Consider the following 20,041-nt stretch of genomic DNA (forward strand, 5'->3'; position numbering starts at 1 on the left):
TGGATCAGCTATTTTTCCAATAGCTGGCGCAGTTCTTCCCTGGATTCGTCCAGCTTGCGTTCACGCCTTTCGACCTTCTGCGGCTCACCATCCTCCAAAGCTTCGCGCAGATCGGCTTCACGCTCGCTGATTTCTTCCCGCACCTCGTCTATATCATCCTGTCGTTCGGCCTGCAGACCCTCGTTGGTGCAGTGGGTCCGGACCTTGTCCAATGCGGTTTCGAGACCGCGAATCTGTCCGGCGTTACCGTTATCGCGCGCGTGGTCAAGCTGACGGCGAATGTTCGCTTCCTTTCCGGCACAGCTTTCCTGGGCGTGAGCCAATCCAGTGGTGAACATCAGCAATACCATTGCGACAGCAGTTTTCATTCAAAGCACCTTTCGATTGAGCTCCGGTAATTGTAGTGGACGTGTGGAAAGCTCAAGCGCACACCGAAGCCCGACGAGCTACGCGCGCTGCGTTGTCCGCATGGCATTGCGCCCCGTAGAATCGCGCCCTTTCGCCTGGAAGGATGGCCATGAGCGCTCTCGGCAACAGAACCGCCTCTGAAATATCGGACGAACTCGTCTACGGACTCAATTCCCGCCCACGCCCATGGATCGCCTTTCTTGCCGCGCTACAACATCTGCTGGCTATCATCGTGCCCATCGTCACGCCCGGCTTGCTGATCTGCCAAGCCATCGGCGTCTCGCCCCGCGACACCAACATTATCGTCTCCATGTCACTGGTGATCTCCGGCATCGCTACCTTTCTCCAGTGCAAGCGGTTCGGCCCGCTCGGCGCCGGGTTGCTGATCGTGCAGGGCACCAGCTTCAACTTCGTCGGTCCGCTGATCGCCGGCGGCGTGCTGCTGGTCAAGCAAGGCACGCCAGTGGAGACGGTGATGGCGGCGATCTTCGGCGTGGTAATCGCCGGCTCCTTCATCGAAATGGGCGTCTCGCGCGTGCTGCCCTTCATCAAGCGGCTAATCACCCCGCTGGTGACCGGCATCGTGGTACTGATGATCGGGCTGACGCTGATCAAGGTCGGCCTGATCAGCATGGGCGGCGGCTACGCGGCCATGGGCGACGGTAGCTTTGCCAGCCGCGAGAACCTGCTGCTGTCCGGCGTGGTGCTGGCGGCGATCATCGTGCTCAACCGCTTGCCGGTGGTGTGGCTGCGCAGCTGCGCGATCATCATCGCGCTGGCCATCGGTTATGCGCTGGCCGCCTACCTGGGCCGGCTGAACTTCGCCGGCATGCACGAGGCCGCACTGTTCCAGGTGCCGATGCCGCTGCACTTCGGCCTGAGCTTTTCCTGGAGCCTGTTCATTCCGATGGTGGTCATTTACCTGGTCACCTCGCTGGAAGCCATTGGCGACATCACCGCCACCAGCAAACTATCGGGCCAGCCGGTCGAGGGCCCGCTGTGGATACAGCGCATCAAGGGCGGCGTGCTGGTCAACGGCGCCAACTCATTGCTGGCGGGCCTGTTCAATACCTTTCCCAGTTCTGTGTTCGCGCAGAACAACGGCATCATTCAGCTGACCGGCATCGCCAGCCGCTACGTCGGGATGTGGATCGCCGCCATGCTGGTGGTGCTCGGGCTGTTCCCGGCAGTCGCTGGGGTGCTGCAGGCGGTACCAGAGCCTGTACTCGGCGGCGCCGCCCTGGTGATGTTCGGCGCGGTGGCAGCGGCGGGTATCAATATCCTTGCAGGCATACAGCTGGACCGCCGCGCGCTGCTGATCATCTCGGTTTCGCTGGCGCTGGGCCTGGGCTTTTCTCAGGTACCGGAGTTCCTGGCGAACCTGCCGATGGCACTGCGCAACGTGCTCGAATCTGGTGTGGCCACCGGAGGCATCTGCGCCCTGCTGATGAACTGGTTCCTGCCCGAGTCGCCCGCAAGCGCAGAGCAGGTTACCTGATCAACCGGCGCGCGCGTCCTGAGCGAGGCGCAGGCAGACCTCATCGGCAATCGCCAGGGCCGCGGTGAGTCCAGGCGATTCGATGCCGAACAGATTCACCAGCCCGGCGATGCCATGCTCGGCAGGCCCGTCGATGCGGAAGTCCGCAGCTGCTTCATCCGGACCGCTGATCTTCGGGCGAATGCCAGTGTAGGCCGGCTGCAGCGCGCCATCGGGCAACCCCGGCCAGTAACGGCGGATCGCGGCGTAAAAACCGCCTGCGCGGCTTTCGTTCATTGTGTAATCGAGGCTGTCGACCCACTCGACATCTGGACCGAAACGCGCCTGACCGCCAAGATCCAGGGTCAGGTGCACGCCCAGCCCGCCGGGCTCGGGCAGCGGATAGACCAGATGCCGAAACGGCGTGGAGGTCGCCAGACTGAAATAGCTGCCCTTGGCGAAATAGCGCGGCGGCACCGACTTGGCGGCCAGGCCGCGTGTGTAGCCCGCGATCCAAGGCGCCGCATGCCCGGCGCAGTTGATCACGCACGTGGCGAGCAGGGCCATGGGCTCGTCCCCGCCGACATCGACCCGCAACCCGGTGGCCGTCGCCTCGATTGCCGAGACCGGTGCACGCAACGCCAGCAGCGCACCCGCGGTTTGCGCATCGCCCTGGAGCGCCAGCATCAACGCATGGCTGTGGACGATACCGGTACTCGGCGACAGCAGCCCGGCAACGGCGTTGAGCTGCGGCTCCAAGACTTTTATCTGGTCCACATCGAGGCGCTGCAGGTCATGGACCCCGTTGGCCTGGGCGTGGGCCTGCAGCTGATCGAGACCGGCCAGCTGCGATTCGTCGGTGGCGACGATCAGCTTGCCACAGCGCCGATACGGCACCCCGTGACTTTCGCAGAAGGCGTACAGCGCGTCCCGTCCGGCCACGCACAGGCGCGCCTTCAACGAACCTTGCGGATAATAAATGCCGGCATGGATGACCTCGCTGTTGCGCGAACTGGTGCCCGAGCCGATGGCCGACTCGGCTTCCAACACCAGCACTTCGCGCCCTGCCAGCGCCATGGCGCGCGCAACGGCGAGCCCCACCACTCCAGCACCGATGACAACGCAATCGACCCGCTCCATTCACTCATTCCTCTTCGTTCGGCGGCCGCCAGCCTGCCGCAATATCGAACCGCAGCCAAGTCTCGGTTGCCTTAACCTCTAACCGTCCTCGAAATGACTGGAGTCAGCATGCGCATCGGCGTCATCTCCGACACTCACGGCCTACTGAGGCCCGAAGCGATCGCCGCGTTGCAAGGCTGCGAACGGATCATCCATGCCGGTGACATCGGCAAACCCGATGTGCTGGACGGTCTGCGCGAGCTGGCGCAGCTCGATGTGATTCGCGGCAACGTGGACAGCGGCGAATGGGCCTCGGCAATTGCGGAGCACCTCGACCTGAACATTGGCGGGCTGCGCATCCACATCACACACGACGCCAAGACGATGAAGATCGACCCCGTCGCCGAGCGTGTCGACGTGGTCATCGCCGGACATTCGCATCAGCCGAAGATCGAGCAGGTCGACGGCGTGCTCTACCTCAACCCGGGCAGCGCCGGCCGCCGCCGCTTCACGTTGCCAATCAGCCTGGCGCTGCTGGATATCGAAGACGGCCAGCCACGTGCGCAGCTGGTCACGCTGGGCTGAAGGAACTTAGCTGACGCCCATATAACGATCGGCGCGATGATTGATCGCCAGCACCAGATTCAACGCCACGGCGCCGAGCACCGACAGCGCGACCTTTTCCGGCGGCACGATGAACACGGCCGCGAGCACGATCAACGCATCGATGCCCATTTGAAAGGTGCCGGCGCGCAGGCCCATGCGCTCCTGCAGGAACAGCGCCAGGATGTTCACCCCACCGAGGCTGGCCTTGTGGCGGAACAACATCAGCAGCCCGACGCCCATGGCGAAGCCGCCGAACAGTGCGGCGTAGTAGATGTTCAACTCGGCGAAACGGATCCAACTCGGCGTCAGTTCAGCCAGCAGCGACACCAGCCCCACCGCAATGACAGTGCGCAGCGTGAAGCTCCAGCCCATGCGCCAGATCGCTAGGAGGTAGAACGGGATGTTCAGGGTGAAGAAAACCAGCCCGAAGGGCCAGCCGGCGAAGTACTTGAGCAGAAAGGCCAGCCCGACCGTGCCGCCGGTCAGCAACCCCGCGTGGCTGTAGAAGGCGATCCCCAGGGCCACCATGGCGGTCCCCAGCAGCAGCGCCAGTGCATCCTCCCAGAGCGGGTGGCGGACGAAAATGGCGGCAATGCGTTCAGCCGGTTCGGCATCAGCGTGCTCGGCTGCGGCCTGCGCCGCGCCCGGTCTCTGGTCCTGCATGAAAACTGTCTCGTGGCGATCGGATGGAAAGCATAGGGCGTGGCGCCAGACGATGAGTTGGCGCCAGTCAAGGACGGTGTGGACGAATCCGGCTCAGCGGCGCTGCCAGGTCTCGAACCGGTAAGCCGGGGCGGCGCCCTCGGCCGGGTGCGGCTGGCTGTCGGTGCGCTCCCATTCGGCCTCGTCATAAGCCGGGAAATAGGCATCGCCCTCAGGATTCGCTTCGATGCGGGTGAGGTACAGGCGCTGTGCCTGGGGCAGCGCCTGCGCGTAGAGCTGCGCACCACCGATCAGCATCAGCTCGTCGACGCCCTGCTCGCGCGCCCATTGCTCGGCGCGAGCCAGCGCGGCGTCCAGGCTGGTAAAGGTTTCAGCTCCCTCGAGTTGCAAGTCGGGCTGTCGGCTGACTACCAGATTCAACCGCCCCGGCAGCGGACGACCGAGGGAATCCCAGGTCTTGCGACCCATGATGATCGGCTTGCCAAGGGTTGTGGCCTTGAAGTGTTTGAGGTCAGCCGGCAGGTGCCAGGGCATCTTGTTGTCGAGGCCGATGACGCGGTTGTCCGCTAGGGCCGCGATCATGGCGAGGGGAAGTGAGGTTTGATTCATGGCGGCGAGAATAACAGAGCGTCCCCGGAGCAGTCAGCGCCGCCAGATACACGTCAACATCGTCGAACGGTCATCTTCGCTTTACCAAAACGTCAGGTTGTCGTCACTCTCACGTTTCAGGCTTACCGCTCCCCTTCCATGGAGATGCCGACGATGGCCCACCACAGCCGCCTTACCCTGCGCCAGCTGTTTACCACCTGTAGCCTGCTGCTACCGATCGCCGCGTTTGCCGCCACGCCCGACGCCTCGGTCGCGGCCAAGTATGGACGCGATGAGCCCCATCCGTTGGTCATCGCCCACCGCGGCGCCAGCGGTTACGTACCCGAGCACACCCTGGCCTCCTATGCGCTCGCCATCCTGCAGGGTGCCGACTATGTCGAGCCGGACCTCGTCATGACCCGCGACGGCGAGCTGGTCGCCCGTCACGACAACGAGCTGGGGCTGACCACCGATGTTTCGCAACACCCTGAGTTTGCTGACCGCAAGCGCACCCAGATGGTCGATGGCGTCAGCCTGACCGGTTGGTTCAGCGAGGATTTCACCCTGGCCGAGCTGAAGACCCTGCGCGCCATCGAGCGCATCCCGGACATCCGCCCCGGTAATTCCCGTCTCGACCAGAGCCTGGAAATCCCGACGCTGCAGGAGATCATCGATCTGGTCAAAACCCTGCAGCTGAGCGAACGCCGCCGCATCGGTCTGTACGCCGAAACCAAGCATCCGACCCATTTCCAGCAGATCGGCCTGGCCATGGAAAAGCCGCTGGTGCGCACGCTGCACCGTAACGGCTATGCCGGTCGCAGCGCACCGGTGTATATCCAGTCGTTCGAAATCGACAACCTGAAAACCCTCAGCCGCCTGACGCAGTTGCGGTTGGTGCAGCTGTTCGGCGGCGGGCAACCGTACGACCAACAGGTGCGAGGCAGCGACCTGAACTACGCACAGATGGCCACAGCCGAGGGGCTACGCGCGATCTCGCGCTATGCGGCGGGCGTCGGCCCGGAAAAAAGCTACATCATTCCGCGCGATGCCAACGGCAACCTTGGCCAACCCACCGATTTCGTGGCGAACGCCCATGCGGCGGGGCTGAAAGTGCATCCCTATACCTTCCGCGCCGAGAATGCCTTCCTGCCGACCGACCTGCGCAAGGGCGACTCGCCCTCCGACCGCGGCAACATCGAGGCCGACATCCGCGCCTACCTGGACGCCGGGATCGACGGGTTGTTCATCGATCAGCCGGACATTGCCGTGCGCCTGCGTGCAAATAAATAAGGGATAGGCGATCCGAGCTTCAAGACATCGTTGCACAGATTGTTCGACGAGGCCGAGAGCCTGGAAGGAGACGCGGTCGCACAGCAAGTCTAATGCTGGAACCGCGTCGCTAACCGGGCACCGCTGGCTCGGTCAACCCGGGGTGAGCGAACGGGCAAACGCCGCTGTGAAAGCCCTCGAGGAGCGGCTGATCAACCGATCACTCTGGCCTCACGCAACGCCGCCAGCTCGGCTTCGCTCTTGTCGAGCACCCGAGCGAGCACACTGTCGGTGTGTTGCCCATGCAGCGGCGGAGCCTGGGGTGGGACGGTTGGCGTGCGCGACAAGCGCAGCGGGCTGCGCACCATACGCACCTCACCCGCGAGCGGGTGCTCGGCGCTGATCACCAGATCGCGGTAACGAGCCGTCTCCGATTCGAACGCCTGGGCCACATCCTTCACTTCACCGACCGGAATCCCCTGCGTGCGCAACGCGGCGATTAGCGCCTCGTTGTCCCAGCGGCTGAACGCCTCCTGTAACAGCGGTAGCAGCAGCTCGCGGTGCTCGGTGCGGCCTTTGTTTTGGGTAAAACGCGGGTCGCTGTGCAGCTCGGGGCGAGCAAGCACCTCCAGGCACAGGCGTCGATATTGCTCGTCGTTGCCCACCGCCAGTGCGATGCGCCCGTCAGCCGTGTTGAACAGCTGGTACGGGACGATGCTGGCGTGCGCATTGCCGAAGCGCTGCGGCACCTTGCCGGTATTCAGATAGCCGGACGCCACGTTGGCGAGAAAGTGCAGCGCGCTGTCGGACAGCGCGATATCCACCGCCTGGCCGCGTCCGGACTTCTCCCGTTCGTAGAGCGCGGCGAGAATGCCCTGCACGGCATTCATGCCGGTGACCAGATCGATGAACGCCACGCCCAGGCGCATCGGCTCGCCGTCTTTCTCACCGGTGATCGACATGAAGCCGCTTTCGGCCTGGATGATGAAGTCGTAGCCCGGGCGGTTCTCCAGCGGGTTGTCATGCCCATAGCCGGTAATGGAGCAGTGGATCAGCCGTGGATTCAGCGCCGACAGCGTCGCGTAATCCAGCCCCAGGCGTTTGAGGCTGGCCGGCAGAAAGTTTTCCACCACCACATCGGCCTGCGCTGCGAGGTCGAGAATTAGCTGACGGCCCTCGGGCTTGCGCATATCCACCGCCAGGCTCTGCTTGTTGCGGTTGGCGCTGAGGTAATAGGTGGAAATCCCGGCCTTGGCAGGCGGCATCCAGGTGCGCGTGTCGTCACCTTCGAGACTTTCGATCTTCCAGACTTCCGCACCGAGGTCGGCCAGAGCCATGGTCGACCAGGGCCCGGCGAGGATACGCGTCAGGTCCAGTACCTTGATGCCTTTAAGAACGCTCATCGGCACTCCCAGTTTTTATTGTGAATGAACGAGGGAATCGAAACTGGCTCAAGCAGGTCGAAACCACAACCGATGCCTGAGCAAGATCCGTGCGATTACCGAACGGTTTTCCGTTAGAGCGGCAATCGGTACGGTTCGATCCTTTATGGTGGACAAGGCCGTCTGCGCCGGCCGACTGCTGCATCGCCCGATTACAACTACAAGAAGAGAACATCGCCATGCCCCTTACTCTGAAGCGCTCGCTGTGCCTGTTCGCCCTGGCCATCACACTGCCCCTCGCCTCGCTGACCCAGGCCGCCGACTGGCCAACCGACACGGTTCGGCTAGTAGTGCCTTACGCCCCCGGCGGGACCACGGACGTGCTGTCACGCAAGGTTGCCGACCTTCTGCAGCAGGAGATCGGCACCGTCGTCGTCGAGAATCGCCCAGGCGCCGGATCGACCACTGCCACTGGGCAACTGGCCCGCGGCGGACGTGGCGCCGATCACACTATCCTCATGGCCTCGCCAGGGCACACCATTGGCCCGGTGATCTACAAGAAGCTGCCCTACGATCCGGTGACGGATTTCAAATTCATCCGCAACGTGATCGAAATCCCCAACGTCATGGTGGTGCCGGCGGACAGCCCCTATGACTCCGTGGAGCAATTCATCGAGGCCGCCAAGACCAAGGAGATGACCTTCAGCTCCGCTGGCGTCGGCAGCTCCATCCACATGTCCGGCGAGCTGTTCAAAACCATGACCGGCACCAAGATGACCCACGTGCCGTTTCGCGGCAGCGGCGAGGCGCTGCCGGCACTGCTCAGCGGCGATGTCGACGTGTCGTTCGAGAACATGCCGACCGTGCTCGCGCATATCAAGTCCGGCAAACTCAAGGCGCTCGCCGTCACCTCCAAGGACGCCTCGCCTTACCTGCCGGACGTCGAGCCGCTATCCAAGCTGGGCGCCGATCAGGGTTTGGGCGAGTTTGTCACCACCGCCTGGTTCGGCCTGATCGCCGACGACAGCATGCCCGACGAAGCCGTGCAGACACTGCAGCGCGCGCTGGAAAAGGTCATGGACGATCAGAGCTTCAAAGACTTTGCCGCACAGATCGGCGGCGAAGCGGCGAGCCAGGAAGGCGATGCATTCCGCGACTACGTCGCAGAGGACGTCCAGCGCTGGCAGCACGTCGCCGGCCAGGCTGAACTCCAGTAAAGGCAGGTCCTTGCATGAGCGCTGCCATCGGTCGTCCGCGCTGGGCCAATATCAATACGCTGCTCGGCGCTCTCTGGCTGCTGGCCGCGCTGGTGTTTGTTTTTTATCTGGTGCCGAATTACATCGAAGAAGCACCGATGGTCGAGAATCCGATGCAGTCGCCACGCTGGCTTCCCAACGTGGCCGGCTGGCTGATCGCGATGCTGTCGCTGGCGCTCATTGTCGAAGGCTGCCTGCGTCCACCGGTGCGCACGGTAGCCCCCGAGAAAGGCGCGCCGCCATGGCGTTGGCTGCTGATGCTTGCCGGGCTGGGCGCGTACTGGCTGCTGTTCGAGCCATTGGGCGCCATCGCCGCCGGCATTCTCGGCACCCTCCTGCTGTTCGCCGCCCACCCGGTGCGCAAGCTCTGGCTCTATGTGCTGGCAATCGTTTTGCCGTGGATCGTGAGCCTGCTGTTCATCCATGTCCTGAACGTCCCGCTGCCCTCGGGCACGCTCTGGGACTGACCCGCCTCTTTCGCGAGTGACCGAATGGAACACTTTTCCGACGTTCTGAGCCTGTTCCTAAGCGTCGACAATTTCATCGCCATTTTTATCGGCGTGCTGATTGGTGTCGTCGTTGGCGCCATTCCCGGTCTCACCGCGACCATGGCGGTCGCGCTGGCCCTGCCGTTCACCTTTTCCCTGGAGCCGGTGACCGCCATCCTACTGCTGGTCGGCATCTACAAGGGCGGCATGTACGGCGGCTCGATCACCGCCATCCTGATCCACACGCCCGGCTCGCCCGCGGCGGCCTGCACCCTGCTCGACGGTTATCCCCTGACTCAGCAAGGCAAGGCCAAGAAGGCGCTGCAGATGGCGCTCTATTCGTCTTGCATCGCGGACGTGCTGTCGAACCTGGCACTGATCCTGTTCGCTTCCTATCTGGCCAAGATCGCGCTGAATTTCGGTCCGCCGGAATTCTTCTGGCTGATTTGCTTCTCGCTCACGGTCATCATCTCCATCGCTGGCGAATCAGCGATCAAGGGCCTGATCGCGGCCAGTCTCGGGGTGATCGTCTCCTCCATCGGCATGGACGTGGTCTACGGCAGTCAACGGCTGACCTTCGACAATTACAACCTGATGGACCGAGTGTCCTTCGTGCCGCTGCTGATCGGGTTGTTCGCCGTGCCGGAGGTGATCGATTTTTATCTGAAAAAGGCGGAGCCACACATTCGCGCCGTCACCAGCGGCGTGGGCCTGACGCTAAAGGAATTAAAGGCGAGCCTGAAAACCATCGTGCGCGGCTCGCTGATCGGCGTGATCATCGGAGCGATTCCCGGTACCGGTGCCACGGCGGCTACCTTCATTTCCTACAGCGAAGCCAAACGGCGCTCGCCGAACGCCGCCAACTTCGGCAAGGGCGAGTTGGAGGGCGTTGCCGCTGCGGAGTCGGGCAACAACGGTGTGGCCGGCGCGACCCTGATCCCGCTGTTGTCGCTCGGCATTCCCGGGGATGTGATCACCGCGATCATTCTCGGCGCCTTCATGATCCATGGGCTGACGCCCGGTCCGGTGCTGTTTCAGGAAAACCTCACGCTGATTTACGCGCTGTTCTGCGGGATCATGCTGAGTTCGGCGGTGCTGCTGTGCGTCGGCCACGGGGTGATCAAATACTTCTCGCTGGTGGCGGACATTCCCAAGGCAATCCTGCTGCCAATCGTGCTGATGTTCTGCATCTACGGCTCCTTCGCGGTGAACAACAGCGTGTTCGATATCGGCCTGATGCTGTTTTTCGGGGTGGTCGGCTACGTGTTCAACCGCACCGGTTTCGCCACCGCGCCCTTTCTGCTCGGCTTCATACTCGGGCCGATGTTCGAGGACAACCTGCGGCGCACACTGCTGATCGGCCGCGGTGACCCGATGATCTTCTTTCGCGGCCCGATCACCTGGATCTTCATCACCCTCACTGCACTTTCGCTGTTCTTCGCCATTCGCCGTTACTGGCAGGACCGCGTCAAGCGTTCGATGGGCAATGGCGCGCAGGATAATTCCGTCGGCTAATCGGGATTTGAAAGCGCCGTTCTTCGATCAGCAGCGCTGCGGGTAAGGGGACGCGCCAAGCCGAACAGCGGCGCTGAAACAGGCGGCAAGAATGCCGCCTGGAGCCGATCACTGACGATTGGCAATCGCTTTCAGGTTCTCGTTGATCTTGAACATCACGATCAGCAGCTCGCACCAGAGGCGAGTACCGATCACGCCGCCTACCAGAATAGCGAGGCCTGACCAAAAGCCCGCGCCGAACATACCGAACATGGCGGCGATCCCACATGTGATCACGCTGATCAGGCCGACCCAATAAAGCAGGGTGATGATTTTCGGCGTCAGCATGGAGTCGAAGAAGAAGACGTCTTTCATGGCAAAGTCCTTTTTTGGTTTACGGGAAGGCGTGCAAGCACCGCTTGCGAACCGGCTGTCCCTGGCTGGTGATGCGGCGAACCGCAGGCCGATCTTTGATCGGCGGCGGATGCTAGCAGCATCACCATGCGGATCAGCATGACCGAACTCACCCTTCTGACCGGCAACGGTTATCCTCAGGACCGAGCCCCTCTACGAGAAATCGCGTGTCCCCACCTCTCCTGCCGCCGCCGAACCCCCTCGACCGCCTCTGGCTGACCGAAGCCGTGCGCTTGCGCGAAGAGCATGCCGGGCCGCTGGACGATGCCGAGGCCAACCGCCAGGCCCGCGCGCAGGGCGGCGCACTTGCTGAGCTGATCGAATTCCGCGCGCTGTGGCTGGCGCGCCGTGACGGTTTGATCGACGCTTTGCGGCACTGGCGCCAGGGCGCACGGCTGGCCGGCTTTGCGCTGGTTTTGCTGGCGCTGTTCACCGGGGCCGGGCTGGCGCTGGCAGCGCTGGGTGACGGCGTACGGCCGGTCAATGTGTTCTGGGCGTTGGGCAGCTTGCTCGGGCTGAATCTGCTGACGCTGCTGGGTTGGCTGCTGGGCTTCTTTTTCACAGGCGATGCCGGCGGTGCACTGGGGCGGCTGTGGCTGTGGCTCAGCGAAAAGCTCGCTCGCGATGCACGTGCCATGCAGCTGGCGCCGGCACTGCTGGCTGTGCTGGAACAGCGGCGTCTGGGCCGTTGGCTGTTGGGGCTTGGCGTGCACGGTTTGTGGCTGCTGGCGATGTCCAGCACGCTAATAACCCTGTTGGCGATGCTGGCCACGCGACGTTATGGCTTCGTCTGGGAAACCACCATTCTCGGCGAAAGCACCTTCATCAGCCTGACCCAGGCGCTCGGCGCGCTGCCCGCACTGCTCGGCTTCAGCGTCCCGGATATCGACCAGATCCGTGCCAGCGGCGCCTTAGCCGGCAGTACCTTGGCCGGCAGCGCCGAGACCGCCCGGCAAAGCTGGGCCGGCTGGCTAGTTGGCGTGGTACTGGTCTACGGCCTGCTGCCGCGCCTGCTACTGGCGTTGTTTTGTCTGTGGCGCTGGCGATGTGGACGGGCACAGCTACGACTCGATCTGCAGCTACCGGCCTACCGACTGCTGCGTGAGCGCCTTCAGCCCCCCAGTGAACGCCTCGGCATCACCGACGCGGCCCCGGCACATTTGCATGCGCCAAGCGCGGGCGCACAACTGGACGGCAGCGAGGGCGCGGTACTGGTTGGCATCGAACTGGACCAGGGCCATCCCTGGCCGCCAAAGCTGCCAAAGTCCGTCGCCGATGCGGGCGTACTGGATGACCGCGAGCAACGCAGGCGATTGCTCGAACAGCTGACGCGCTTTCCACCGCAACGCCTGGCCATCGCCTGCGATCCGCGTCGCTCACCAGACCGCGGCACCCTGGCGCTGATCGGCGAGCTCAGCCGTTGCGCTGCGCAGAGCCGTGTCTGGCTGTTACAACCGCCAACCGGCGAAGCGTTGGACAGCGACCGTTTGCAGGACTGGCGGCAGGCCCTCGACAGCCTCAGCCTGGTTCATTCCAGCAGCGCACCAATGACCTGGCTGGAGAACGGCCATGATTGAGAAAAAAATCCGCTCATCCATCGTAGGGCGGGTGAAACTCGATGGTAGAGAGCTTTCGCTAGGCACCGTCAGCGAGGTGCCCCCGCCCTACTCTCCCCCAAACCCCAGGGCAGGCTGCAGCCGCTGGGTGGCGGCAAGCCAAACGAGCGTCATCAGAAACCCCGAAGGGGAACGCCCATGAGCGCGCCCCTCAAACTCGCCTTGGTCGGCCATACCAATGTTGGCAAGACTTCACTGCTGCGTACCCTCACTCGGGATGTCGGCTTCGGTGAGGTGTCCCATCGGCCGAGCACCACTCGCCACGTCGAAGGCGCGCGGCTGTCCGTCGATGGCGAGCCGCTGCTGGAGCTTTACGACACCCCTGGCCTGGAGGATGCCATCGCCCTGCTCGACCATCTGGAGCGGATCGAGCGCCCCGGCGAGCGTCTCGACGGCCCGGCCCGCACGGCACGCTTTCTCGACAGCAGCGAGGCGCGCCAGCGTTTCGAGCAGGAAGCGAAAGTGCTGCGCCAGCTATTGGCCAGCGATGCCGGGCTCTACGTGATCGACGCTCGCGAGCCGGTCCTGGCCAAATACAAGGACGAGCTCGCGGTGCTCGCCGGGTGTGGCAAACCCTTGCTGCCGGTGCTCAACTTCGTCGCTCAGCCCGGCCACCGTGAAGAGCAGTGGCGTGAAGCCCTGGCACGGCTCGGCCTGCATGCGCTGGTGCGTTTCGACAGCGTGGCGCCGCCGATCGACGGCGAGCGCCGCTTGTACGAAAGCCTGGCGCTGCTGCTGGAGCAATCGCGACCCAAACTGCAGCGCCTGATCGATGACCACGAAGCCCAGGCGATGGCGCGGCTGAGCGAGGGCAACCGACTGATTGCCGAACTGCTGGTGGACGTCGCGGCTGTGCGGCGCAGCGTTGCCGCACAGCCGGAACTGGAGCGCGGCGCCATTCGTGAACTGCACGATGCGGTGCGCGCCCGCGAACAGCGCTGCGTCGAGGCGTTGCTGCGCCTTTACGGCTTTCGCATGCAGGATGCCGCCGCTGCGGACCTGCCGCTACTCGACGGCCGTTGGGGCGACGATCTGTTCAACCCGGAAACACTCAAGGAGTTGGGCGTCAAGATGCAGGAGCCGGCGTCGACCTGATGGTCGGCGGCATCACGATGGGTGCGGCGGCGTTACTAGGCGCGCTTGCCGGCGGCGGCGCGCAGACCGCACGGCACTACGGCAACCGTCTGCTGGGCAAGCTCAAGGGCCAGCGCGAACTAACCGTCGACGATGCAGTACTGCGCCTGCTCGCCCTGCGCCAGCGGCAGTTGCTGACCGCCCTCGCCGCCCGGGGGCATGCCGCGATGGACGCGATCCGACTCGATACGCCAGACGACAAGGCCTGGCGCGAGGGCAAGCTGCCCGAGGCGCTGCATCGCTGCCGTGCGCACCCGGAGTGGTCCTCGCTAAACCCCGGCGCACGCCTGGAGCAGGCCGAGCGGCAACAGCAACTGGCGGAGCTGGTCGCCAGTTTGCAGCGCAGCGACTGATACGGCGGCTAGTCGCCCGTCGGTGGGCCGGGCGGCGCTGCGCTTCAGCCCACCGCGTCGAGTTCGAGGAATCTGGCTTGACCAATGCCGGCAGCCCCTCTCACGTGCGTGCCGGTAACCCGCTATTGGATGCGACCGGTGCCTCCAAACGGCCGAGACGCAGGGTCCCCAGCGTCGCGATCATGATCAGCAGCCCGCCGATCCAACCCTGCAACCCCAGCTGCTCACCGAGCCAGAGACCGGCGATGAGGGCACCGAACAGCGGCTCGGATCCCATCAGCAAAGACACCCGCGTCGCACTGGTCCGCCCCAGCGCCAGATTCTGCACGTAGAGCGCGAACAACGTGGCGAAGCCCACCAGATACAGTGCCGCAGCCCAGAACGCAGGGCTCTGTGGAACGGCAGGCAATCCGCCCGGTAGCGACAGGCCCAGCACCAGGCAACCTGACGCCACCACTCCGCTCTGTACCGCTGTCAGTGCCATCGGTGGTATCTGCCGGTCGGCGGTCAGCCGCCGGGTCAGACACACCAACACCGCGCGCAGCAATGCTGCCACCAACATCAGCCCGTCGCCCAGGTTGAGCGAAAGCCTCGTGCCGCCCGTCAACAACCAGAACCCGGCCAGCGATAACGCGCAAGCGGCGAACAGCAGGTTGCTCGGCCGCTGGCGAACCATCGCCCACTCCACAAACGGCGTGAATACCACACACAGGCTGATGAGAAAGGCAGCGTTGCTGGCGCTGGTGAGCATCACACCCCAGGTTTCGCACAGGAAGATGCCCAGCATCACCAGCCCCAGCGGCAGCCCCGGACGAATCGCGCGCCGCCCCTCACCGCGCAGCTGCGGCAACAGCAGGATGAAGGTCAGGCCAAAGCGAATCGCCAGAAACCCCAGCACCGGGTAGAACCACAGCGCCTGCTTGGCCACCGCATAACTGCTGCCCCAGATGATCGCCACCATCAGCAGCATGGCATCGGCCAGCCAGAGGTTGCGTCGTGCCCTGCCCCGCCAATCGCGCATGCTACCCACCCGCTTCAACTGAATGAGGCGATTGTCCATTGATACGCTGAGGTCGATAATCCAGCGATTCGGAAAAGGACTTGTTCACCATGAGAACGAATGATCAGACGACGCTGCTACCCGGCATGGCCGTCTTCGTGCGCGTGGTCGAAGCGGGGAGCTTTTCCGCAGCGGCCCGGCAGCTGGGCAGCACCGCGTCGGCGGTGAGTCGCCAGGTGGCGCGGCTGGAAAAGGCGCTGTCGTTGCGATTACTGGAACGCACCACCCGTCAGCTGCGGCTGAACGAGGCAGGTCGCGAGTTCTATGCGCATTGCCGAACGATGCTGGATGCAGCCGACCAGGCTCTGGCCATCGGTGAACGGCTGATGAGCAGCCCGCGCGGGCTGGTGCGTCTGAGCGTGCCCAAGGCTTACGGCAAGTTCGTCATCAGCCCGCTGATGCCTGGGTTTTTGCGCCGCTACGCCGAGGTCGACGTGCAGTTGCATATCAGCGACCAGAGCCCGGATCTGATCGACGATGGCTTCGACCTGCTGGTATTGGTGACCGATCAGCCGCCCGAAGGCCTCGCTGGCAAGCCGCTCGGCCCGGTACGGCAGTTGCTGTGCGCCAGCCTAGCCTACCTTCAACAGCGCGGCACTCCGCAGCACCCGCAAGAGCTGCTACGGCACAGCTGCCTGTATCTGGGCGAGCACAGTGGCGACAACCGCTGGCATTTCAGCGACGGGGAACAACAGGAAGTGGTGACCGTGCGTGGCCGCTACATCAGCAACCACAGTGAAGCGCGACTGGAAGCCGCGCTGGCCGATCTGGGCATCACCGTCCTGCCGCATTTCACCGCCGCTCAGGCGCTGGCAGAGGGCCGCTTGCGCGAAGTGCTGCCGCAATGGCGTTACACCGGCTCGTATCAAGGCGCCGCCTGGTTGCTCTGGCGGCCCAACCAGCACCTGCCGCCGAAGCAGCGAGCGCTGATCGATTATCTCAGCGAGGCCTTGGCGTCGCGCTGAGAGACAGGCCGTACGGGCGGTAGGGTGGGCTGAAGCCCGCCCTACCGGCGAGACAGCGAGGCTTATCGCTGGACGCGTGGCGCACCCTGGGGGAATCGCGGCGCAGCGCTTGCTTCCCGAGCCACCCTGTAGGGTGGGCCGGGCGGCGCTCCGCTTCAGCCCACCAGGCAAGCATTCGGTATTCCAAAACGACGCTGGCCCACCGCTGAGCCAGCGCCTCGCACCGGCAGCTCAGTCGCGCTTGGCCACTTCCTCGGCCATCCGCGTCAGGCCGAGGTGACGGACGTCGGTGCCGCGCACCAGATAGATCACCATTTCGGCGATGTTGCGCGCATGGTCGCCGATCCGTTCCAGCGAGCGCAGCACCCAGATCACGCTGAGCACGCGGGAGATCGAGCGCGGGTCTTCCATCATGTAGGTGACCAGCTCGCGCAATGCGGTCTTGTATTCGCGGTCGACGGTCTTGTCGTACTGCGCCACCGACAGCGCCAGCTCAGCGTCGAAGCGGGCGAAGGCATCGAGCGCTTCCTGCACCATCCGCCGCACTTGATCGCCGATATGGCGAACCTCGACGTAACCACGCGGCGATTCGCCGTCTTCACAGAGTTCGATGGCACGCCGGGCTATTTTGGTCGCTTCGTCGCCAATACGCTCAAGGTCGATCACCGACTTGGAGATGCTGATGATCAGGCGCAAGTCGGACGCTGCAGGCTGGCGGCGGGCGAGGATGCGGATGCACTCCTCGTCGATGTTGCGCTCCATCTGATTGATCTGATCATCGACCTCGCGCACCTGCTGCGCCAGTCCGGAATCGGCTTCGATCAGCGCGGTAACCGCGTCATTGACCTGCTTTTCCACCAGCCCGCCCATGGCCAGAAGGCGACTGCGCACCTCCTCCAACTCGGCGTTGAACTGTTGGGAAATGTGTTGGGTGTGGCTGTCTTTGCTGATCATCTTTTCGCTCCGAGGAGGCTGCCGCTACGCGGCTCTGGTGCGCAGCGCACCTGGAAAAATTCGAGTTGACGTTGAGGCCCTTGGGAAATCTTCACTGGCGCGGAGGGCGCGCGCTGACAGTACGAGTAGTACGGCAAGCGCGCCCGACAAAGCCAGAGGAGATTTCCCATGGCATCAACCGTAGCGGCCGGTGATGTAGTCTTCCGTCTGCTTCTTGGCCGGGTTGGTGAACAGCGTATCGGTATCGCCGTATTCGATCAGTTTGCCCATGTACATGAACGCGGTGTAATCGGATACCCGCGCAGCCTGCTGCATGTTGTGGGTGACGATGACGATGGTGTACTTGGCCTTGAGCTCGTAGATCAGTTCTTCGACTTTGAGCGAGGAGATCGGGTCGAGGGCCGAACTCGGCTCGTCGAGCAGCAGCACTTCGGGCTGTACGGCGATGGTGCGGGCGATCACCAGACGCTGCTGCTGACCACCGGAAAGGCCGAGCGCCGACTCGTGCAGGCGATCCTTGACCTCCTCCCACAACGCCGCGCCCTTGAGCGCCCATTCGACGGTTTCGTCGAGCACGCGCTTCTGCTTGATGCCCTGGATGCGCAGGCCGTAGACGACGTTCTCGTAGATGCTTTTGGGGAACGGGTTGGGCTTCTGGAACACCATGCCGACGCGGCGGCGCAGGTCGGCGACGTCCTCGCCCTTGCGGTAGATGTTAGTGCCGTCGAGGTTGATCGCCCCGTCGATGCGGCAGCCGTCGACCAGATCGTTCATCCGGTTGAAGCAGCGCAACAACGTCGATTTGCCGCAGCCGGACGGGCCAATGAAGGCCGTCACGCGCTGGCGCGGGATGCTCATGCTGACGTTGTACAGCGCCTGCTTCTGGCCGTAGTAGAGGCTCAGGTCGGGCACTTCGATGGCCATCGCTTCGTTGGCCAGGCTCAGCGCGCGCTTGTCACGACCCAGCGCCGAGATGTCAATGGAATGCGTCTTTGCTTGTGACATGAGATGTCTCCGTATCGCTGGAGGCTAGAAGCACGGGCTGCGATCGTTGCAGCACCGGGCCTCCAGCGGGTCTGTCGGCTGTTAGTGGTCGAGCGCTTTGTATTTTTCGCGCAGATGGTTACGGATCACGACGGCCGAGAGGTTCAGCGTCGCAATCACCAGCACCAGGAGCAGCGCCGTCGCATAGACCAATGGCCGCGCCGCCTCGACGTTGGGGCTCTGGAAGCCGACGTCGTAGATGTGAAAGCCCAGGTGCATGATCTTCTGGTCAAGGTGCAGGTAGGGGTAGTTACCGTTGAGCGGCAGACTCGGTGCCAGCTTGACCACACCCACCAGCATCAGCGGCGCGACTTCACCCGCGGCACGCGCCACGGCCAGGATCAGTCCGGTCATCATCGCCGGGCTGGCCATCGGCAGCACCACCTTCCACAGCGTTTCCGACTTGGTCGCACCCAACGCCAGCGAGCCTTCGCGCAGAATCCGCGGAATGCGCGCCAGGCCTTCCTCGGTGGCGACGATGACCACCGGCAGGGTGAGGATCGCCAAGGTCAGCGAGGCCCACATCAGGCCGGGCGTACCGAACACCGGCGCCGGCGCCGCTTCGGGATAGAAGATGCGATCGAGCGAGCCACCCAACACATAGACAAAGAAGCCCAGGCCAAACACGCCGTAGACGATCGAAGGCACGCCGGCGAGATTGTTCACCGCGATGCGGATGATGCGGGTCAGCACACCCTGTTTGGCGTATTCGCGCAGGTAGACTGCGGCAACCACGCCGAACGGGGTAACGATCACCGCCATGATGAGGGTCATTAGCACCGTCCCGAAGATTGCCGGGAAGATGCCACCCTCGGTGTTCGCTTCACGCGGTTCGTCGCTGACGAATTCCCACACTTTGGCAAAGTAGAAGCCCAACTTGTCGACTGTCGACATGGCGTTCGGGCGGTAGGCGCGCACGATCTTGCCGAGGCTGATCACCTTTTCCTGACCGTCCATGGTGCGCATGGTGATGCTGTCGCGGTTGAAACCCTGGTAGAGCGCCACGAGTTCCCCCTCGAGCGCCTTGTATTCGGTATCCCACTGGGCGCGCTCGGTATCGAGCTCTTCCTGCGCAGCTGCGTCGAGCTGGTCGTCGAGCTCCAGCTTGCGGGTCTTCAGGCGCAAGCGCTCCAGACCATAGTTGATGCGGCCGATATCGACCTGCTCCAGTCGGGCGATCTGCGTATGCAGTTCGTCGATGCGCTTGATGCGCTGCTGCAGTTCATCCCAGGCGGCATCGCCTTCAGCGACCAGTTGACCGTCCTCCTTGACGTTCAGCAGTTCGCCATAAAAATTGCCCCACTCACGGCGCTCCAGGGTGATCAGATCCGCCGGCTTGCGTGGATTGCTCAACCACTCGCCGATGACCCAAGAGAAATCCGCGCCATAGACCTCACGGTTGCCGACCTTGAGCAGCTCACGGGTCATGAACTCGCCGCCCTCGACATCCACCGGCAGACCGCTGGCGGCCAGACGTGCGCGGGGTACTTCTTCCGCTTGCACCACTTCACCGGCCATCACCCGTGGCTCGGCATCAGGCACCTGATAATCGGCGACGACCACGTCGGCTGGCCAGAAATGCTCCAAGCCGCGCACGGCAATCACCGCCAGCAGGCCGAGGGTCATGATCACGGCGATGGACACCGCGCCGGCGTTCATCCAGACCCAAGGGGTGCCGCTCTTGATCCAGGTGTTCAGCGAATCCTTTTTCACGAATCGATACCTTTGTCGAAATCTTTGTCGCAGCCGTC

18 protein-coding genes and 1 pseudogene are annotated in these 20,041 nt (G+C 63.6%); 9 read left to right on the forward strand and 10 right to left on the reverse strand.

Annotation, left to right across the window (positions count from 1 at the left end):
* Positions 1–8: 8 nt before the first annotated feature.
* Positions 9–368, reverse strand: a complete 360-nt coding sequence (locus CH92_RS19575) for a DUF1090 domain-containing protein (RefSeq protein WP_025243454.1) — start codon at positions 366–368, stop codon at positions 9–11.
* Positions 369–517: 149 nt separating this feature from the next.
* Here CH92_RS19575 and CH92_RS19580 point away from each other — a divergent pair, with 149 nt between their 5' ends.
* On the forward strand, positions 518–1,906 hold the full coding sequence (locus CH92_RS19580; protein WP_025243455.1) for a nucleobase:cation symporter-2 family protein: 1,389 nt from the start codon (positions 518–520) through the stop codon (positions 1,904–1,906).
* Here the strand turns inward: CH92_RS19580 and CH92_RS19585 are convergent, their stop codons facing one another.
* Complete coding sequence (locus CH92_RS19585) at positions 1,907–3,025, reverse strand: NAD(P)/FAD-dependent oxidoreductase (RefSeq protein WP_025243456.1); 1,119 nt, start codon at positions 3,023–3,025, stop codon at positions 1,907–1,909.
* 108 nt (positions 3,026–3,133) lie between these two features.
* Between CH92_RS19585 and CH92_RS19590 the strand changes: the two genes are divergently transcribed.
* On the forward strand, positions 3,134–3,589 hold the full coding sequence (locus CH92_RS19590; RefSeq protein WP_025243457.1) for a metallophosphoesterase family protein: 456 nt from the start codon (positions 3,134–3,136) through the stop codon (positions 3,587–3,589).
* 6 nt (positions 3,590–3,595) lie between these two features.
* On the opposite strand, the gene CH92_RS19595 is transcribed toward CH92_RS19590, so the two are convergent.
* Together CH92_RS19595 and folA are read right to left on the reverse strand one after the other, a co-directional pair.
* A complete protein-coding gene (locus CH92_RS19595; RefSeq protein ID WP_025243458.1) occupies positions 3,596–4,273 on the reverse strand; it encodes a YitT family protein in 678 nt (225 codons plus the stop codon).
* A 93-nt stretch (positions 4,274–4,366) separates the two neighbouring features.
* The gene (gene folA / locus CH92_RS19600) at positions 4,367–4,882 is read right to left on the reverse strand and encodes a type 3 dihydrofolate reductase (RefSeq protein ID WP_038623185.1); all 516 of its coding nucleotides are present in this window, start codon (positions 4,880–4,882) and stop codon (positions 4,367–4,369) included.
* Between the two features lie 153 nt (positions 4,883–5,035).
* Between folA and CH92_RS19605 the strand changes: the two genes are divergently transcribed.
* A complete protein-coding gene (locus CH92_RS19605) occupies positions 5,036–6,151 on the forward strand; it encodes a glycerophosphodiester phosphodiesterase (protein WP_025243460.1) in 1,116 nt (371 codons plus the stop codon).
* A 191-nt stretch (positions 6,152–6,342) separates the two neighbouring features.
* Here CH92_RS19605 and CH92_RS19610 read toward each other — a convergent pair whose 3' ends face one another.
* Entirely contained in the window at positions 6,343–7,533 is a 1,191-nt protein-coding gene (locus tag CH92_RS19610) for a CaiB/BaiF CoA transferase family protein (protein WP_025243461.1), read from the reverse strand.
* Positions 7,534–7,751: 218 nt separating this feature from the next.
* Between CH92_RS19610 and CH92_RS19615 the strand changes: the two genes are divergently transcribed.
* The 3 genes from CH92_RS19615 to CH92_RS19625 are packed head-to-tail and all read left to right on the forward strand — an operon-like array spanning position 7,752 to position 10,771.
* The gene (locus CH92_RS19615) at positions 7,752–8,729 is read left to right on the forward strand and encodes a Bug family tripartite tricarboxylate transporter substrate binding protein (protein ID WP_025243462.1); all 978 of its coding nucleotides are present in this window, start codon (positions 7,752–7,754) and stop codon (positions 8,727–8,729) included.
* A 14-nt stretch (positions 8,730–8,743) separates the two neighbouring features.
* Positions 8,744–9,235 carry a tripartite tricarboxylate transporter TctB family protein gene (locus CH92_RS19620; protein WP_025243463.1) on the forward strand — a complete coding sequence of 164 codons (492 nt, stop codon included), beginning with the start codon at positions 8,744–8,746 and terminating at the stop codon, positions 9,233–9,235.
* Between the two features lie 24 nt (positions 9,236–9,259).
* Positions 9,260–10,771, forward strand: a complete 1,512-nt coding sequence (locus CH92_RS19625; protein WP_025243464.1) for a tripartite tricarboxylate transporter permease — start codon at positions 9,260–9,262, stop codon at positions 10,769–10,771.
* 108 nt (positions 10,772–10,879) lie between these two features.
* Here CH92_RS19625 and CH92_RS19630 read toward each other — a convergent pair whose 3' ends face one another.
* Positions 10,880–11,125, reverse strand: a complete 246-nt coding sequence (locus CH92_RS19630; RefSeq protein ID WP_025243465.1) for a DUF4282 domain-containing protein — start codon at positions 11,123–11,125, stop codon at positions 10,880–10,882.
* A 206-nt stretch (positions 11,126–11,331) separates the two neighbouring features.
* Between CH92_RS19630 and CH92_RS19635 the strand changes: the two genes are divergently transcribed.
* Both CH92_RS19635 and CH92_RS19640 read left to right on the forward strand, forming a co-directional pair.
* The gene (locus tag CH92_RS19635; RefSeq protein WP_025243466.1) at positions 11,332–12,741 is read left to right on the forward strand and encodes a DUF2868 domain-containing protein; all 1,410 of its coding nucleotides are present in this window, start codon (positions 11,332–11,334) and stop codon (positions 12,739–12,741) included.
* A 177-nt stretch (positions 12,742–12,918) separates the two neighbouring features.
* Positions 12,919–14,267, forward strand: a pseudogene (locus CH92_RS19640) (GTPase/DUF3482 domain-containing protein).
* A gap of 100 nt (positions 14,268–14,367) precedes the next feature.
* On the opposite strand, the gene CH92_RS19645 reads toward CH92_RS19640, so the two are convergent.
* Entirely contained in the window at positions 14,368–15,288 is a 921-nt protein-coding gene (locus CH92_RS19645; protein ID WP_038623576.1) for a DMT family transporter, read from the reverse strand.
* 89 nt (positions 15,289–15,377) lie between these two features.
* Here CH92_RS19645 and CH92_RS19650 point away from each other — a divergent pair, with 89 nt between their 5' ends.
* The gene (locus tag CH92_RS19650) at positions 15,378–16,292 is read left to right on the forward strand and encodes a LysR family transcriptional regulator (protein ID WP_025243468.1); all 915 of its coding nucleotides are present in this window, start codon (positions 15,378–15,380) and stop codon (positions 16,290–16,292) included.
* A gap of 231 nt (positions 16,293–16,523) precedes the next feature.
* On the opposite strand, the gene phoU is transcribed toward CH92_RS19650, so the two are convergent.
* The 3 genes from phoU to pstA all read right to left on the reverse strand — a co-directional run bounded on the left by phoU (position 16,524) and on the right by pstA (position 20,003).
* On the reverse strand, positions 16,524–17,246 hold the full coding sequence (gene phoU / locus CH92_RS19655; RefSeq protein ID WP_025243469.1) for a phosphate signaling complex protein PhoU: 723 nt from the start codon (positions 17,244–17,246) through the stop codon (positions 16,524–16,526).
* A 174-nt stretch (positions 17,247–17,420) separates the two neighbouring features.
* Entirely contained in the window at positions 17,421–18,251 is an 831-nt protein-coding gene (gene pstB / locus CH92_RS19660) for a phosphate ABC transporter ATP-binding protein PstB (protein ID WP_025243470.1), read from the reverse strand.
* 81 nt (positions 18,252–18,332) lie between these two features.
* Entirely contained in the window at positions 18,333–20,003 is a 1,671-nt protein-coding gene (pstA, locus tag CH92_RS19665) for a phosphate ABC transporter permease PstA (RefSeq protein ID WP_025243471.1), read from the reverse strand.
* Positions 20,004–20,041 lie beyond the last annotated feature (38 nt).

The organism is Stutzerimonas stutzeri, from assembly GCF_000590475.1.
GTDB classification, from domain to species: domain Bacteria; phylum Pseudomonadota; class Gammaproteobacteria; order Pseudomonadales; family Pseudomonadaceae; genus Stutzerimonas; species Stutzerimonas stutzeri_D.